Source organism: Bacteroidota bacterium (genome assembly GCA_016720935.1).
GTDB lineage: Bacteria > Bacteroidota > Bacteroidia > AKYH767-A > 2013-40CM-41-45 > JADKJP01.
On the sequence record JADKJP010000006.1, the window covers coordinates 65,167 to 81,929 of the forward strand.

11 protein-coding genes are annotated in these 16,763 nt (G+C 40.1%); 4 read left to right on the forward strand and 7 right to left on the reverse strand.

What is annotated here, in order from left to right; genetic code table 11:
- Positions 1–3: 3 nt before the first annotated feature.
- From IPP86_08595 to IPP86_08625, 7 genes are all read right to left on the reverse strand, one after another.
- Positions 4–1,287 carry a T9SS type A sorting domain-containing protein gene (locus IPP86_08595; GenBank protein ID MBL0138572.1) on the reverse strand — a complete coding sequence of 428 codons (1,284 nt, stop codon included), beginning with the start codon at positions 1,285–1,287 and terminating at the stop codon, positions 4–6.
- Positions 1,260–1,583, reverse strand: coding sequence for a hypothetical protein (locus tag IPP86_08600; protein ID MBL0138573.1), 324 nt, complete (start codon positions 1,581–1,583; stop codon positions 1,260–1,262). Before IPP86_08600 ends, IPP86_08595 begins: the two co-directional genes overlap by 28 nt.
- A 4-nt stretch (positions 1,584–1,587) precedes the next feature.
- A complete protein-coding gene (locus tag IPP86_08605; protein ID MBL0138574.1) occupies positions 1,588–4,923 on the reverse strand; it encodes a T9SS type A sorting domain-containing protein in 3,336 nt (1,111 codons plus the stop codon).
- Complete coding sequence (locus IPP86_08610; GenBank protein ID MBL0138575.1) at positions 4,877–7,711, reverse strand: hypothetical protein; 2,835 nt, start codon at positions 7,709–7,711, stop codon at positions 4,877–4,879. Before IPP86_08610 ends, IPP86_08605 begins: the two co-directional genes overlap by 47 nt.
- 14 nt (positions 7,712–7,725) lie before the next feature.
- Complete coding sequence (locus IPP86_08615; GenBank protein ID MBL0138576.1) at positions 7,726–8,178, reverse strand: hypothetical protein; 453 nt, start codon at positions 8,176–8,178, stop codon at positions 7,726–7,728.
- A gap of 525 nt (positions 8,179–8,703) precedes the next feature.
- On the reverse strand, positions 8,704–9,621 hold the full coding sequence (locus IPP86_08620; protein MBL0138577.1) for a T9SS type A sorting domain-containing protein: 918 nt from the start codon (positions 9,619–9,621) through the stop codon (positions 8,704–8,706).
- A gap of 155 nt (positions 9,622–9,776) precedes the next feature.
- The gene (locus tag IPP86_08625; GenBank protein ID MBL0138578.1) at positions 9,777–11,402 is read right to left on the reverse strand and encodes a hypothetical protein; all 1,626 of its coding nucleotides are present in this window, start codon (positions 11,400–11,402) and stop codon (positions 9,777–9,779) included.
- A gap of 372 nt (positions 11,403–11,774) precedes the next feature.
- Here IPP86_08625 and IPP86_08630 point away from each other — a divergent pair, with 372 nt between their 5' ends.
- The 4 genes from IPP86_08630 (at position 11,775) to IPP86_08645 (ending at position 16,717) form a co-directional block, all read left to right on the forward strand.
- Positions 11,775–12,836 carry an undecaprenyl/decaprenyl-phosphate alpha-N-acetylglucosaminyl 1-phosphate transferase gene (locus tag IPP86_08630; protein MBL0138579.1) on the forward strand — a complete coding sequence of 354 codons (1,062 nt, stop codon included), beginning with the start codon at positions 11,775–11,777 and terminating at the stop codon, positions 12,834–12,836.
- Between the two features lie 141 nt (positions 12,837–12,977).
- Complete coding sequence (wecB, locus tag IPP86_08635) at positions 12,978–14,108, forward strand: UDP-N-acetylglucosamine 2-epimerase (non-hydrolyzing) (protein MBL0138580.1); 1,131 nt, start codon at positions 12,978–12,980, stop codon at positions 14,106–14,108.
- Between the two features lie 57 nt (positions 14,109–14,165).
- Positions 14,166–15,365 (forward strand): UDP-N-acetyl-D-mannosamine dehydrogenase, encoded by a 1,200-nt coding sequence (gene wecC, locus IPP86_08640; protein ID MBL0138581.1) that lies wholly within the window; start codon positions 14,166–14,168, stop codon positions 15,363–15,365.
- 41 nt (positions 15,366–15,406) lie between these two features.
- Positions 15,407–16,717: a polysaccharide biosynthesis C-terminal domain-containing protein gene (locus tag IPP86_08645; GenBank protein ID MBL0138582.1), complete on the forward strand. Its 1,311-nt coding sequence runs from the start codon at positions 15,407–15,409 to the stop codon at positions 16,715–16,717.
- The last annotated feature ends 46 nt before the right edge of the window (positions 16,718–16,763 follow it).

A 16,763-nucleotide genomic window follows, 5' to 3' on the forward strand; every position in this document is an offset into this window, starting at 1 on the left:
AACTCACTTCCCTCCATTCACAAAAACCTTTTTCACCATTGCCCCCCTTGCATCCGACAAAGTCAACACATAAATCCCCGGTGTAGGAGAAAACGATGGAGTACGATGAGTATTCATACCCGCTATGCAATCAAAATTTTCTTTTAATACACAACGACCCATGAGATCAAAAAGAGACAGCTTTAATTCAGATGCCAACTCAGCATTAAATTCCAATTGAATGGAACCTACGGAATTTTCATAAGCAGTAAAATCAGAAACACCCGCTTCCAGTTCAGGAACATTCACGCCGGGTGGGGAGAGTTTTACAACCCAGACGTCTTTTAAGCCATGGTTTCCTACTACATCATAATCTGTAGACTCTGTCGATCCAACCGCGATATAGCCGCCATCGCTTGTTTCGATTGCATCATAAGCAATATCATCTTCAGAGCCACCTAAACATTTACTCCAAATAAAATTTCCAAGACTGTCAGTTGTCATGATAAAAAAATCACTTTTGAAAGTGTTCAGACAATTTGTTTGAAAATTTGTAGAGCTGGAAGTGCCCGCAATTATTGACCCATTACCGGAAATTAAGTGTGTTTTACGATCTGTATCGTAAGAAGACCCTCCAAAGCAAATCGAAGACTCCAGATTTGTCGAATCAATTGTAAAGAGCCAAATATCGGAGGCGCCACTAAAATTTGAAATATCGAAATCATTAGATTCAGTATTGGCTCCAATTTTTATTTTATTATTTGCATCGAAATAAATACTGCCACCCCAATCATTATATGACCCTCCAAAGCATTTTTGCCAAACAATATTATGAGAAGCATCAAGTTTTGCAATTAACAAGTCCTGAAATCCATGATTCCCGGTAATTATACTATCATCTGAATCGGAGGAAATTGAGAAGTAAAACACGTTCGTGTCTCCTTCAACCACTGAAACTCCATAATCTCCATCATATCCCCCCAGAGTTTTTTCCCACAATATATTTCCAACGCTATCCAGTTTAACTGCCCAGGCATCCGGCGGCAGGTGTACAAATGAAAGATCCCCATCGCCTGTAAGTGATCTTGTGGTGCCAATGAGAATATAGCCACCATCCTTAGTTTCTTTAATTTCATTTCCAACTTCATCATTCCCGCCACCCAGACATTTTTGCCATAGTAAATTGCCGGAACTGTCTGTTTTTACAACCCAAATATCCGGAGATGAACCATGCATTCCTATAACATCACCATCTTGAGAACTTGCTTTACCAATCATTATTATTCCACCATCTTTAGTAATTTGCATGTTATTCGAAATTTCATATCCAAAACTTCCCCATAGGATTTTTCCCAAATTAGATTACCATTATTATCGATTCTGAATAGCCACAGATTACCATAACCATTATTATGATGTACATCCCCATTATGCGATTCTGTATGTCCGGAAATATAAAACCCTCCTGTTGGTGATTCGCATATGCTTAACCCCATATCATCATTGCTTCCACCAAAGCATTTCTTCCATTGGATAGCAGGAGCCTGAGAATAGGTGCTTTTACATAAAAAACAAAACAAAAAGGAAAGTAGTATTGTTTTCATTTGTCTATTCCAGTTTAATAAATTTGGATATTAGCTTGTTTTCGATTCGAATAAAATAAATTCCGGGGGCAAGGCTCTCAATGTGAATGTCCTGTTGTGAATTTAAATATAATTCCTGTTTTACACAAGCACCGTACACATTTAAAATCTGAATTAATTTTTCATTTTCAGCCCCTTCCACATGAATGAGGTTAGTAGATGGATTTGGTGAAATTTTCAACTCGCCGAGTTTCTGGTCAGACTTACTTGCATTTCTCTGAGAAGGATTCGGATTCGGACAGGTTTCTTCATATTCAAGGATGTTGCAGGCGATGCAATTAACATCACAGTCCTGGCAATCAATATCTATTTGAACGGGATTTACACGACAATCAAAGTATTTTGGGACACAGACAGCAGGTATAAAAATATGATTTTGATCCAGAGGAGGCACAGCGTTGTTTGGTTCGCAAGTTAGTTGATGATAATCAATCCTGTAATAAGTATACTGAGGGCAATTTGTTGGTGTGTTAACAGTTCCATTAAGTATTCGAAATTGTGTACCGAAGGTTATTTTTGTATTAATAAATTCTCCGAGCGATGTATAACAAGATGTTGATCCACACAATTGAGTATTCATACCGTCATTATTAAAAAAACAAGCACTTAATTCTAACTTATCATAAGAGTACATAGTATCTGGCCAAGGACCAGGTCCTCTATCATGATGCCCGCTAAAGAGACCCCAGCGCATTGAATAATTGCTGTTGAAAGTGCAACCTTCGAATAGAGTTCTTGCTCCATAGGAAATATGAATAAGCCCCTGGTCTCTGGCATCCACACAGCCTTGTGTGTTCCCGCATACAGGTGTAGAACATTCATTCACAGTTTGATGGTTCATACTCTTCCCATTATATATTTCATTAAAAGTGCAGTTAATAAATTTTGTCTGTTCATCCCCATTTAAATCAATAATCATAGGTGAAAAGTAAGACTTCAATACCTGACCATAAAAATGGCATGTTGTAAACGTGAAAGCTTTTCCATTTGGAATTGCGGCATAACCATTTTCGGAACCGACGAATGTACAATAGTTGAAATTGAACCTTTTTTCAAATAAATCTAATCTTGAAGGAGGATTTGGTTGAGTTGTCTGATAAGGGTAAGCAAGAACTTCATAGGTTTGATCGCTTTCGTTTTCGATCCCGGCGTTTTTATTAAAATGAAATCTGCATCCATTAAATTCGATAGCAGGATCTGTGCCGGAGTTAGTACTTCTGATTTGCGAATTTCCGTTTTCCCATTCAATATCCACTCCTACACCGGGCATGGATGCAAGACGACCAACGGCATTGTGATTAAATTCTGAATTGTTTACAATTATCCCATGGCCACCAACCAGTGAAAAACCATTTCGACCATTCCAGTTAAATTTGCTCCTGCCGATACGAATATTGAGATTATCGCCAATCGGAGGTGGATTAAAGTTGCATACATTATCCGCTATCATTAATCCATCCCTCCCAAAATGATGCGCATTTACATTTTTAATAATAACACCTATTGAATGATCAATGAATATTCCGTCATGCGGTAATTGAATCCCATCAGTATAATGCCCACCATAAATGATGTTGTCGGAGTTTCCATCGAGTTCAAGATTTTCAATTTTCATGTTGTTGCAATTCACCATTGCAATGCATTCTCCTATATAAGCTGCAACACGATGCCATGCAGCGCCACCTACTACACAGTTGACCAGTCTGCCCTGCCAGCACGCTCCTGTTTCATCCCACAATGGTAAATGTGTCCTCAATCCACAATTGTTATATGAACTCAACCAGCGATCTCCTGTTATAGGATCAAATGCTCCGAATTTAAGACAATCAACGTATTTTATTTTTGTAACAGGCTGTTGTCCTGCATAATCCAGATTTCCCCCTTTGATGGTAAAGTCTTGCCAACCATCCATACACATTATATCATGACCTTTTAAATACCATTGGCAGGGTACATCCGGAGTGTATTGATATCCGACGTAAAATGTTCCGGCAGGAATTGTAAGAATGCCATTTCCTGGTCTTGGAGGGCCATTTGCATTATACCTATCTGGTTTCAAATTATTTCTAAAGAAATTCATGGCCTCTTCAAAAGCACATCGGTCGGATTCAGGGTCACCATTGGCGCCAAAATCCGCATGTAAATCTTTTATTACTGTAAAATTGCCGTTGTTCCCGCCACTACATGTTTGAATTGTTGAAAAATCGATATAAGGATCACAGTGAAAATTTTGACACCCTGTAGAGCTTATTTCAAAAAACGATGAATCAATGCAACCCTTTGCATCGGTCACAATAAGAGTATCAATTCCGGCATACAAGTTCAAAGCAATAGGTGTTGAATCACCGGATGGTATCCATTGGTATGAAAATGGTAGCGTACCACCAAGGATAATACTTCCTGCATTTCCATCATTTGTACTATCTGATGAAGCATTGGTCGCATAGATGTTTACCTGAAGAGGAGCAGGTTGATCAAGTGTAATAGTCGAAACTCCATAGCAATTGTTTGAGTCCTTCACGATTACAGTATAAGTTCCCGACCAAAGATTATTCGCTGTGTCTGTTGTGGAGACAGATGGAAACCAATTGTAGGAATAGGGCAACGTTCCTCCTGTAGCAGTGACAAGAATGGAGCCACTGGTGTCATCATAGCATGGAATCGCAGATAAGATTGTTGAGCTAACGGTTGGTCCATTTGAATTTGAAATAATGGCGGTGGTTTTTACTCTGCACTTGTTCAAATCTTCTACAATCAATGTATCAATTCCCTGAGGGACCGATTTCTTTTCTGCCTCATTAGATCCTGATACAATCCAACGATAAGCATAAGGGCTTATTCCTCCGCTTACCGTCGGAGTGACTTCTCCGTTAGATTGGCCACAACCGGAAGGGGTTATGGATAATGAAACACTTAATTCAGTGGGTTGAGTAATTGTAAGGTTTTTAAGACTTAAACAACCATCATTGTCAGTAATTTTAACGGACTGTGTACCAGCAGGCAGTCGCACAGCGACAGAATCTGTATCACTTGAATTTAGCCATTCAAAATGGAATGGAGCCTTTCCCGAGCTAATTGAAATTTGCGCACTACCATCACGATAGCCATGGCAGGAAACATGTGAAAGCACGCTGATTGTACTAACAGGTCCATTCGTATCAGCAACAATGGCCTCATAAGTTTTAAAACATCCATTGGTATCGCCAACAATAACAAAATAGTTTCCTGCCTTTAAATTGGTTTCAGTTGAATCTTCATTTCCTGAAAGTGACCAAAGGTAATTGTAAGGGAGGCGTTCCACCGGAGGGTGTTACAATTGCAATTCCTGTACTGTCTTTGCAAACGGAAGAAGTGGTTGAAAAAGTAACAGTAATGGAGTCGGGTTGATAAATATGGACGGTGTCAGTCAGCAAGCATCCATGCACATCTGTTGTATTTACTATAAACGTGTCGGGAGCCAGGTTGGAAATTTCATATGCAAAACCCAGACTATCGGACCAGGAATAATAATATGGTGGTGTTCCACCTTGTGCGATTACCTTTGCATAACCATTCTTATAGTTATAACAAGATACATTTTTTGTGGAAGGATAGGTTTCAAATGTCACACAAACATTATTTGATAATGCGAATGCACCGAATTGAGTTATTGTATTTAAAGAAGTTACATTACCGATGATACTATCTCCTGAAGAATGAGAATTGCCAAGATCCTTCCACCGCGTGCCATTCCAACCGGCTACACGCATTTCAGTAGGTTTGGTTAGAATACAATCATCATCATTCCAACTCAGATTAACTTTTACAGCTGAAGAACCATTTGTACGGTACAATTTCCAATAATCACAAGCACTTATGTTCTCAATTGTAGAATCCATTTCATTCCCGTAATTCTGTTGTGCAGGAATGAGAACCGACAGGAAAGCATCCGTTGTATTGGCAGGTGCTGAAATTCCCAATGGATGATAGGGATGGGTTAATTCAGGAGATCCGAGTGGGAATAAAAATGAATCGTTACCGATCTTGGAGACAAATCCCATAATATAACTTGAATCACTTCCCCCAGTTACTTTTATATTGTCGCTTAGCGTAAGTAAATTGATCGAATCGGAATGCAGATAGTATTTGAATAAATTTAAGGAATCGGTAACTGTGATAGGAGTTGCCAATTCAACATAGTTTCCTTTTTTGTCTACTTCGAGCTTTTTGAACTGAATTGTTCCGGAGCCATTCCTTTGAATTGTTTGTATGGATCCGGCTTTAAATTTTGAAAATCCCCCGTTTGCACCAAATTGCATACCGCTTGTACTTTCTACAACAACATCACCGGAGAAGAATGTCGATTCTGAGTATGCAGGGTAAATGTTCACTCCGGAGCCTTTTTGAATGAAGGTCACATTGCCGTCAAACTTGTCTCCGAATGAATTTGCTAAAATAAAATTATGTGCAGTTGAACTTGAATCTTTGATGATGGTATTCCAGCCAAATGTATTTCCGCCGCTACAGACATCGCCTGTGGTTCCATACCTTGTAATCGTAACAGAGGAGTCAAAACTTGCTCCATTTAATTGAATGTTCCGGCCATAAAAAGAAAATGGCCGCTCAAAATAAACACCAGAATTCAATATTAGTTTACTCGAAGCATTGTTCATTATAATTGAAACACTGTCAGAACTTGAATATTGAAAATTCTTTAATGTTAAAATACCGGTAAATGTGGATAATATGGATAGTGAACCTGTGCCTACAACTGTACTTATTCCTCCGGAATTCCCGAAGTTCATTCCTGCAAGAGCATTGTCAAGGATCAATTTACCCTCAAATACTGCATCCCCGGAGTTGGCTACATAAAAGCGATCAGAACCTGTTGTGGAATTCAGATTTTTCATCGTTACACTGTCCTGAAAAAGAGACTTGTTTATGCTCATGGTGCCGATGCCGTTTTTAATTACAACCGGTGAGGCGAATGTGTCGGGAGCGCTTGTTCCTGTGGTGAAGGTGCAAGCGGAAGAAGGATTGTGATAAATAGTTGTAGCCTTCGCAAAATAAGACCCTCCAAGAGATGTCGAATTGGAAGAGCCTGTAGTTGTGATTGAAGTGATTCCTAGAAATCGTGTCCCGTCAAGATAAAGTAATGGAGCACTTGCGCTGAATGTTGCTTTGAAGCTGGAGCCTGATTCAAAGGCCAAACGAGCTGTTCCTGTAAGAGTCAATGAAATACTAAGAGTTGAATCTGATTGCACAAAATTCCGAAAATACAGATACCCGGCACTAAAGCCTCCGGCTCCTATGTAAAGATTCTTGCCATTAGCAAGACCCGCGCTCCCGGTTGAATAACCAAAATACACTTCACCATTCGGAGTATCAAAAGTTATATTGCCATTGTAAGCAGCTGTTCCGTAATAGTTGGACCAGATATTTTTCCCTTGAAAACACACATCTCCATTAAATGTATTTCCTGAGCCGCGGTGTGCAAGATAAATTTTAGATGTGCTGCGATTAGCCAGCCAGAGTCGGGAATTGAATGTGTCCGGAAAGGAATCCGATAATACAAGTATTCCATTGGCGCTATCAACAATTGAAACCGCGCTATTAAAGGTGTTTCCACCTTTTCCGTTATCAGTAGCTGTTCCCTTTTTTACCACACTCAATGAATCGTTGAATGTGGAACCATTTAAGAGGATACTGTTTCCTGTTGCATAAACTTTTGCTCCGAACTGAGTTCCTTTAAAAGTAATGGTGGCAGTTCCATACATTGAAAGTATACCATTGTTGACTTGTCCGGATGTAAAAGTTGCATTTCCACTAACAGTAAGTGAATAAGATTGCAAGTCCAGTACTCCGGAATTGATTGAAATAAGCTTTATGCTGGTGTTGGAAGCAAGGTGTACATTGTTTGAGCCGGTGACAATGGTGACACTGTCATTGCTTGAAGGTACTCCATTCGGGGTCCAGTTTGTACTCGTTGACCAATCAGTGGATGTTGTACCATTCCAGGTAAAATTACCGGCAAAGGCTTGCACATTAATTGCAAAAACAAAGATTAATAAAACTAAAAGTCGTCTTGAAGTAGAAATAATATTTTTCATGGTGAGGAAAGGTTTTAGCGATTAAAAAGCACTGAATCTGTAAAGGAGCCATCTTGCCGTTTTATCCGAATTTCCGCAAAATAATCGGTCAGTCCGGGATAATGTCCAAGTCCTATACTGACATTAAAATCATTCCTATAAAAGGATGTTCCATCTCCAAATGATCCGGGAACATCGAATAGGAAGTTTTTGGATAAGTAGTCACTGCCACCCAAAACTGAACCGAGTTTAACTTCAATCTGATCGATTCCTACGGTATCAAAAAGATCGATTGACATGTTTGCAGAAAACACTGTGGTATCCGTTAATGCCGGCAAACCACCCAGACTAGTGTCAGAGCTAATGGCAGTAACCTGCACAGACATAGCCAAAACAGGATATTGATTTGATTGAGCAGAAATAATTTTATTACTAAAACAAAATAAGGCGAACAAAAAAATCGCCTTGAAGCAAAGGGGAGTTTTCATGAGATTTGATTTATTAATTAAAAAAACACCAAAATGACCAGGAAAATAATATGAATAAAAAAAGAACGAATAATTGAAATCCTTATGCTATTAAAAACAAACAGCAAAAAATAATTGAAAAATTAATATGAAAAAATAATCAACGAAATACCTCTATCGAAGGTAAGAATGTAAAATTTAGATATGCAATTAATTTAACAAAAATATTTTCATTAATTGACGAAAATCATAAAATCATATGCCAGTGAATTCAAATTAGAATGATTCTAAATAGAAAAGTGGAATTTAAAATCGGTTAGGAATGATGGATATTTCTTTGAAATGAAGGATGTGAAGTAATTTTGCAGGAATATTCAGAAGACCAAAACAGATAAATGGGAAAATGTAATTTTCTAAAAGGGCTTTCATCTAAAGCAAGATGCTGGCAACATTTTGTACAAATGTTCTGCCAGCATCTTTGAATGAAATTAAAATAAAGATGAATAGAAATTTTGAAGCGAGTTATTTTATTTCAAGTTGAGGGTTTCAATGTGCCACCACAAAATTCATTCGATTGGAATGATTGCTGCTCACAAATTCAATCGCATAAACACCATTTGAAAATTGCCCGGTAGAAATGGACTGAGTTCCCGGAAGAATTTTTCCTTCCAGAATTTTCTTTCCAAGCATGTTGTAAACGCAATAGTTGATTTCTTCAGCATTCTTCGAAGAAATATTCAGATTTTCTTTTGATGGATTTGGAAACAAGGAATAAGAACTTTCCAACAGATTGTTTGATCCAATGCCGGTAGTGCTGCTCAATTGCACATCATCAATAATCAATGATGTTCCAAGATGAGGTTCTGTAGGCATATCGGCTAAACTGAACTTCGTGCTGAAGTTTAATGAATAATACGCCACAGGATCAGGTGATGTAAATGTGATCGGAACAGAAGTATAAGTATACACAGAAGAAATTCCTGAAAAGACGACTTCCGCATTTCCAACCGGATTCATCATGTAGTCGTAGACAGTGAGCCTTGCGATTCCGGAATCATCGGCAACTGAATTGTATTTGTAATAAAAACTAAAATCAGTTGGTTGAATCTGAATGCTTACAAATTCCAGAGCACCCCAGGCGGTATACACGGAATCTGTATCCGCACTCACACTGCCTGCAATCCCATGATTTGTTGTGTAATTGTAAGCGTTGCGCATTTCCATCGCGAAATTGCCAGTGTTGGCATCAGCTGTCTTTGAATAGTAGGGCCCATCCCAGACAATCGAATCCATAATTGTATTTCCAAGCGAATCAATGCTCACTGACATGAGATAGACATTTCCCCAATTGCTTAAGGTTCCATCCCAATTCAGGGTTTCAAAATTACCATTCGGTATCTGGGCGGAAACCTGCTTATTGCTGAACAGCAAGGCGAAGAAAAGAAGGGGTAGAAGCTTTTTCATAGGATTTGGTTTTTGGATTTGGTTTGGTCTGGAATTACAGTTGTAAAACTAAATCCATCAGGGGCAATTACCTATTTTTTCAGGTAGACTTGAGGTAGACAAGGTCGTAAAAAACAGTATACAGCAGGTAAACAAATTGGGAAATTATAATGAAATCATAGTTTCAGGATAAATTCGGTCAGATTGTCCTCCGAATTAAGCTGAAGTTTTTTGCGTAAACGATAGCGAGCTGTCTTGACACTGTCCGGAGAAATATTCAGAATTCCGGCCATCTCTTTGATCGATAAATTGAGCTTGATGAGGGCACAAATTTTCAGATCATTCGGACTGATATCAGGATAAGCCTGCCGGATCCTCGCATAAAAGTTCTTGTTGATGCTTTCAAACTGAACGTTGAAATCAGCCCACTCTTTTTCCTGGTTTTGTCCTTTGTTGACCAAACGGGTAAGCGGACTGTCCTTCGAAATGCTCTGATCCGCTTCGAGTTTTTCGCGAAGTTCCTGCATGAGCTCGTTTTTTTGTAACATCTGAACCGTCAGCGCCGATAACTGAGCTTCCTTGTATTCCAGTTCATTTTGCATGTATTGTTCGCGCAGTACTTTTTGTTCTTCAAGCGCTTTGACGAGTTCTACTTTGGTCTGCAAGAGCAATTTGTCGCGTTTGTGATTTTTACGGATAAAATAAATGATACCACCGGCAAAGAGCAGGAGGAAAGCGATGGTAGCCCAAAGAAGATAATTTGTAAGTCTGGAAATGTCATTTTCATTCTGAATAAGCTTCAGCTGACGTTCTTTTTCCGCTACATCAAACTGGATCTCCAGGCTTTTCTGAATCTTTTGTTTCTCCCAGGAATTCATGGAGTCGCGAATGACAGCTTCTTCTTCACTCAATTTCAGTGCACCTGAAAAATCGCCTTGTACTTTTTTCAGCTCAATCAAATGGTCAATCGCATTGAGGTAGAATGAACGATCCGACAGTACTTTCGCAATGGATTCGGCTTTCAGATAATCAGATTCTGCTTCGTTAAAATTCTTTTCGAAATGCATTTTCCATTTGCCGATTGCCAATAATGCCATCACTTCCTCCTGACGATTGCCGGTGCTGTCAGACAGGAAAAATGCTCGATCGTAAAGGGATTTACTTTCACTTTTGTTGCCTTTTGCCGCTTCGATATCCGCGACACGGATCAGGGAAACCGGAAGGTATCTGTAATCTTTTGTAAGGATTCTTTCTTCCAGAGCTTTGCGATGAAAATATTCTGATGAATCGGGAAGATTCAGTTTTGAATAAGCAACACCAAGGGAATTGTAAATAATTCCAAGATATGTAGTTGTGTCTTCATTTTCCGAAAAACCAAGTAAGGCTTCTTTACTCATTGCAGCAGCTTCTCTGTATTTCCCTTGCCGTAAATTAATCGTACTGATCAGCTGCAGACATTTACTGCGCCCCTGCAGCGCCTTAGCCGGAAAGGTTTTTTCGAATTTTTTAAATTCTTCCATGGCCCTGAGTGCGTAATCAAGTCCATCCGTATAACTCACACTGTACGTACAAATCCCCATGTCAAGCAAGGCGAGGGCAATGTTTTCAGTGTCTTGTTCAGTTTTCGCCTCTTCGTACGCTTCTCCAAACAAACGAAGCGCGTCAATGTCATTGTCTTTAAAAAGCTCGTCCCAGCCTTTATCAAGAAGGTCTTTGGATTTTGAGGCAAAAAGTTCGGGTGAAGCAAAGAAGCAGAATAAAAAAATCACCAGAAGAGATGGAAAAGTTTTTGAGCTATTCATAATAATCTTCAGTGGTGCTGTAGCTTTTGTTGTTCTCAAAAATAAATTGTTCAATTGAATCTCAAAACACTTCTGTCAATTTGTTTTTAATGTCAATGAAACAATCCTGTATCACAAAGAACGCAAAGATTTTCACAAAGCGCACAAAGTGAAATTATGAAGACATACTTCTTTGCTCTGTGCATCCTTTGCGTTCTTTGTGATAAATAATTGTTTTAATCCTATAAATACCCGCACTTAAAAGGGTTGGCCTTGAAATGTCACTTCAGTGCTATTCAGACTCCTCAAAAGTGTATTAAATGTGTTCATATCCTGAAACCAAAGAGTCATCCAAAAAGCCTTGCTTATTCGTACATTTGTTGCATCTAAAAAATGATGAACCCGCTTTTCCTTTCCGCCTTCACGGCATTCATGATTTCCCTGGCTTCGATCCCGTCTCTTATCAGGGTCGCAAAAAAGGTGGAACTATATGACGAGCCGGATGAACGAAAATTGCATCCAAGCAATATTCCATTGCTGGGCGGACTGGCAATTTTCGCGGCGACGATATTTTCCTTCACATTCTGGGCAGCAGGTTACTTCGAGCAGCAACATCTGTTTATTGTAGCCTCACTGATCATTCTCTTTTTCCTTGGTTTACGGGATGATATCATGCCCTTGCGACCATCGGCGAAAATTTTTGGTCAGGCTGTCGCCGCTTTACTCGTAGTACTTTTTTGCAACATACGTTTGCTCGGTATGCACGGCTTATTTGGATTGCATGCTTTGCCCGTGTGGGTGCTGGTATTTGTTTCTGTTTTGGTAATTCTGTTCATCATCAATGCCTACAACCTGATCGATGGAGTGGATGGTCTGGCCGGAGGGTTGGGATTCATCGCATCAGCAGTATTTGGTGTGTTGTTTTATCAATACAATGATCTTCTGATGGCGGTATTAGCGTTTTCTTTATGTGGCGCATTGCTCGGTTTTCTCTTTTTTAATTTTCATCCCGCGAAAATTTTCATGGGCGATACCGGATCCATGACACTCGGATTTATTCTCGCGATTCTCTCGCTGCGTTTTGTTGAAGTGAGCCGAAGCGTTCAACTACCGGAGTTGTTTGATTCACGATCCGCTCCTGTAATGGTACTTGCCATTCTCATCATTCCGGTGGTCGATACATTACGTGTTTTCACCATTCGTATCATCCATAAACGATCACCTTTTTCTCCCGATCGAAACCACATTCACCACAAATTGCTTCAATTGGGATTGAAGCCCGCATTGGTCACTTTGACGCTGTATTCCGTGAATTTGCTCTTCATTGCCGCCGCATACGTTTTTCGAAAACAGGATCCTTCTCTGGTTTTTTACCTGATGCTGGCTAATGCTTTGTTATTCACTCAGTTACCTTATCTGGTGCTGAAATTCAAAAAAATGAGGCAAATCGCCTGAAATCGCAACCCCTTTTCTTATAAACTGTACAACATCTTGTGATAAACCCCTCATTTCATCAGCGATTTGAGGCCGGGGAAAATTGAGGACTTTGTCCTGATCGAAGGATTTTCCCGTTTATCGGAAACATAAAATTTAAGAATGCAGAGCAATTCCCTGAAGTTACTTTTTGTTTTTGGAACCCGACCGGAAGCCATAAAACTGGCTCCTCTGGTGCGGGAATTTAAAAACAGAAAAAACGCGGAGGTAAAAGTTTGTGTGACAGCACAACATCGTCAGATGCTGGATCAGGTATTGGAGTTTTTTGATATCGTTCCGGATTACGATCTGAACATCATGAAACCCAACCAGACTCTTTTCGATGTAACGGCGAATGGTTTGAAAGCGCTTGAGCAGGTACTTACTGATTTTGAACCGGAGATTGTTTTCGTTCAGGGTGATACTACTACTTCCTTTGTTGGTGCACTCGCGGCGTATTACAAAAAAGTCAAGGTAGCTCACATCGAAGCCGGACTTCGAAGTGGAAATAAATACTCTCCTTTCCCTGAAGAAATCAATCGCATTCTCGCAGGACATCTTGCCGATTATCATTTTCCACCTACACAACAATCGGTAGAAAACCTCAGACGGGAAAACATTTCAGAGCATGTTTATAATGTCGGCAATACAGTGATTGACGCGCTTTTCCTCGGACTTGATCTTGTGAAAAAGAAGGATGAAAATGCATATGCGAAAGCATTTGCCGGCATAAAACTGGATCACCGAATTGTACTCATCACAGGTCACCGTCGCGAAAGTTTTGGTGAACCATTCGAAAATATTTGTCATGCGATCAAAACCGTCGCCTCACAATTTCCGGATGTTGAATTTGTCTATCCTGTTCATCTCAATCCGAATGTACAGGAGCCTGTTAACCGTTTGCTCAGCGGATTGAAGAATGTTCACCTCATCACACCGCTCGATTACCCGCATTTTATCTGGATCATGGAAAAATGTTATGTGGTACTCACCGATAGCGGCGGTCTTCAGGAAGAAGCACCTTCACTCGGCAAACCTGTATTGGTGATGCGTGAAGTAACAGAACGACAGGAAGGCGTTGATGCAGGTACAGCGAAATTAGTTGGAACAGATAAAGAAGTTATCATCCGTGAACTAGTGACTTTACTTTCCGATAAAGTCGCGTATGAGAAAATGGCGAAGGCTGTAAATCCATATGGTGATGGTACAACCTGCAAACAAATCGCGGATATTATTTTGAAAATAAAAAAGTAAAACCAGAAGCAATCATCTTCTGAGAAGATATTGTTCTCCGGTGAAAAGAAAATTATTATGAATGTAACCATCATGGGCCTCGGATACATAGGCCTGCCAACCGCCGCTTTGATTGCCAGTAAGGGAATCACCGTCAATGGTGTGGATGTAAATAAAACTGTAGTAGATACAATCAACAAGGGCAAAATTCACATCGTTGAACCTGATCTCGAAGGATTGGTGCATTATGGAGTTCAGCGCGGACATTTACTTGCTTCCACACAGGTGAAACCTGCTGATGTGTTTCTTGTCGCTGTTCCAACTCCCTTCAAAGGCAATCATCAACCGGATTTGTCATTTGTTGAAAAGGCTACACGAATGGTTTTGCCACATTTGAAAACAGGGAATCTGTTTATCATCGAATCGACCAGTCCTGTTGGTACGACAGAGAAAATGGCGAAAATCATTTTCAAAGAAAGACCTGAATTGAAAGATAAAATCTGGATTGCCTATTGTCCGGAACGCGTATTACCCGGAAGTGTCATCTACGAATTGCAACAAAATGATCGTGTCATCGGTGGAATTGATGAAGCAAGCACGGAATCTGCGGTTCGTTTTTATTCGAAGTTCGTGAGAGGAAATCTTCACCGCACCAACTCACGCACCGCCGAGATGTGTAAACTGGTCGAGAATGCATACCGTGATGTGAACATTGCTTTCGCGAATGAGTTGTCAATGATTTGCGACAAAGCGGATATCAATGTCAATGAACTGATTGATCTTGCCAGTAAACACCCGCGTGTTCGCATTTTAAAACCCGGTCCCGGAGTTGGCGGTCATTGCATCGCTGTGGATCCCTGGTTCATTGTTTCTGAGTTTCCGACAGAAGCAAAAATCATCAAACAAGCGCGTCTCATCAACAACTATAAAAGGGAGTGGGTGATGAAGAAAATAAAAACGGCTGCAAAAAAATTCCAGAAGGATAAAGGCCGTGCACCGATGATTGCCTGCATGGGACTTTCCTACAAACAGGATATTGATGATTTGCGTGAATCACCGGCACTGGAAATTTATCATGAACTCGAAGCAGAGAAATTTAAAGTCATGGCTGTTGAACCCAATATCCGCAAACATGCTGAACTGGAAATAACAGATACGCTGAGGGCAGTAATGGAAGCCGATATCATTGTGTTTCTTGTTTCGCATAAAGAATTCCGTTCAATCACCATGGCAAGTGATAAAATAATTCTCGATTTTTGCGGAGCGACAAGTAAGTAAGCATCACAACCGAAACCGAATACGTTTCCGGTAAAACCCCTATGGAACAGGTTTTGAATATCTTTTCTCAATACAAAAATCCTGATGGATTGCTCAAGTCCATTTCACACTCCTTTGTGTTTCGGGTGCTTGGCCTGTTATTGATTTATCTCAGCCAGGTGTTGCTGGCCCGACTCATGGGCCCGAAAGCATATGGAGACTATACTGTCATCATCACCATCGTCAACATTCTCCTTGCCATTAGCTTGTTTGGAATGGATACAAGTGCACTGCGTTTCATTCCATCCGCGCTTGCGAAAAAGGAATACGGATATGTCCATGGCTTCATTCGCTTTTCGTACCGACTGATTACATTTATTTCTATTGCCTGTAGTATTGCCTTATTTGTTTTCCTGCTTGCGAAAGCAAAAAAATTCAACATCGCCTTTTCTGAAGGATTATTTTGGGCGGTATTGCTGCTTCCTTTTCTCGCTTTCATCTACCAGGCCAGTTCTGTATTGCGTGCATTGCAGCAAATAAAAACTTCCCTGCTTCCGATTTATATCCTGCTCCCGGTTTTTATCAGTGTTGGTTGTATTTATTATTATTCAGATCACAACAAACTGACTGTAGATGCGGCAATGATGATTAATCTGCTTTGTACTGTCGTCGTTTGCATCTATATTAATAAAAAAGCGGGGCGAACAGTTACTCAGCTGGTTCCACCGGCGGAAAGTACTGCTCGTACAGGCTTGTGGACCAGTGTCTCAGCGATTATCTTTATCAGCACGCTCTTAAACATGTTGCTCAAGCAGAGTGATATCTTGTTTGTGAGTTATTTCCTTGGAAATACAAAAGCCGGAATCTATGGTGCGGCGGTGAAAATTTCCACGCTCGTTGCACTGGGTTTATCGGTTACAGATTATGTCTTTATGCCGAAAATCGCTGCTTTGTGGGAAAAACGACAGGTGATTCGTCTTCAAAAACTTGTGCATGAAGGGTCCAGACAAATTCTGTTGATTACAGTTCCAATCGCAGTGGTTTTACTGACAAGCGGGAAATGGTTGCTTGGATTTTTTGGTGACGCATTTTCTTCAGCCTACCTGCCATTGGTTATTCTCATCATTGGGCAATTGGCAAATGCTGTAACAGGAATGGTAGGAGGATTACTGACTATGACCGGCAATCAAAAGATGTTTCTTGTTTTTTACATCGCGGCATTCTTTTTTCAATCCCTGATGAACATTATTCTCATTCCTGCTTTTGGTATTCTGGGAGCTTCTATAGCATCTTCAGCAGGACTCATCATCCTGAATGTCATAGGTTACCGTTTTATTAAAAGGAAGCTGAAAATTTCAGCGAGTGTTGTCTGAATTTTTCCCTGAATGAACATCAGAAGATTATACTGACAATCGATCC

Coding starts and splice junctions, on each gene's coding strand:
- IPP86_08595 (MBL0138572.1), bottom strand. CDS start 1,287: ATGCAAATTACTAAAGATGGTGGAATAATAATGATTGGTAAAGCAAGT.
- IPP86_08600 (MBL0138573.1), bottom strand. CDS start 1,583: ATGAAAACAATACTACTTTCCTTTTTGTTTTGTTTTTTATGTAAAAGC.
- IPP86_08610 (MBL0138575.1), bottom strand. CDS start 7,711: ATGAAAAATATTATTTCTACTTCAAGACGACTTTTAGTTTTATTAATC.
- IPP86_08615 (MBL0138576.1), bottom strand. CDS start 8,178: ATGAAAACTCCCCTTTGCTTCAAGGCGATTTTTTTGTTCGCCTTATTT.
- IPP86_08620 (MBL0138577.1), bottom strand. CDS start 9,621: ATGAAAAAGCTTCTACCCCTTCTTTTCTTCGCCTTGCTGTTCAGCAAT.
- IPP86_08625 (MBL0138578.1), bottom strand. CDS start 11,402: ATGAATAGCTCAAAAACTTTTCCATCTCTTCTGGTGATTTTTTTATTC.
- IPP86_08630 (MBL0138579.1), top strand. CDS start 11,775: ATGATGAACCCGCTTTTCCTTTCCGCCTTCACGGCATTCATGATTTCC.
- wecB (MBL0138580.1), top strand. CDS start 12,978: ATGCAGAGCAATTCCCTGAAGTTACTTTTTGTTTTTGGAACCCGACCG.
- wecC (MBL0138581.1), top strand. CDS start 14,166: ATGAATGTAACCATCATGGGCCTCGGATACATAGGCCTGCCAACCGCC.
- IPP86_08645 (MBL0138582.1), top strand. CDS start 15,407: ATGGAACAGGTTTTGAATATCTTTTCTCAATACAAAAATCCTGATGGA.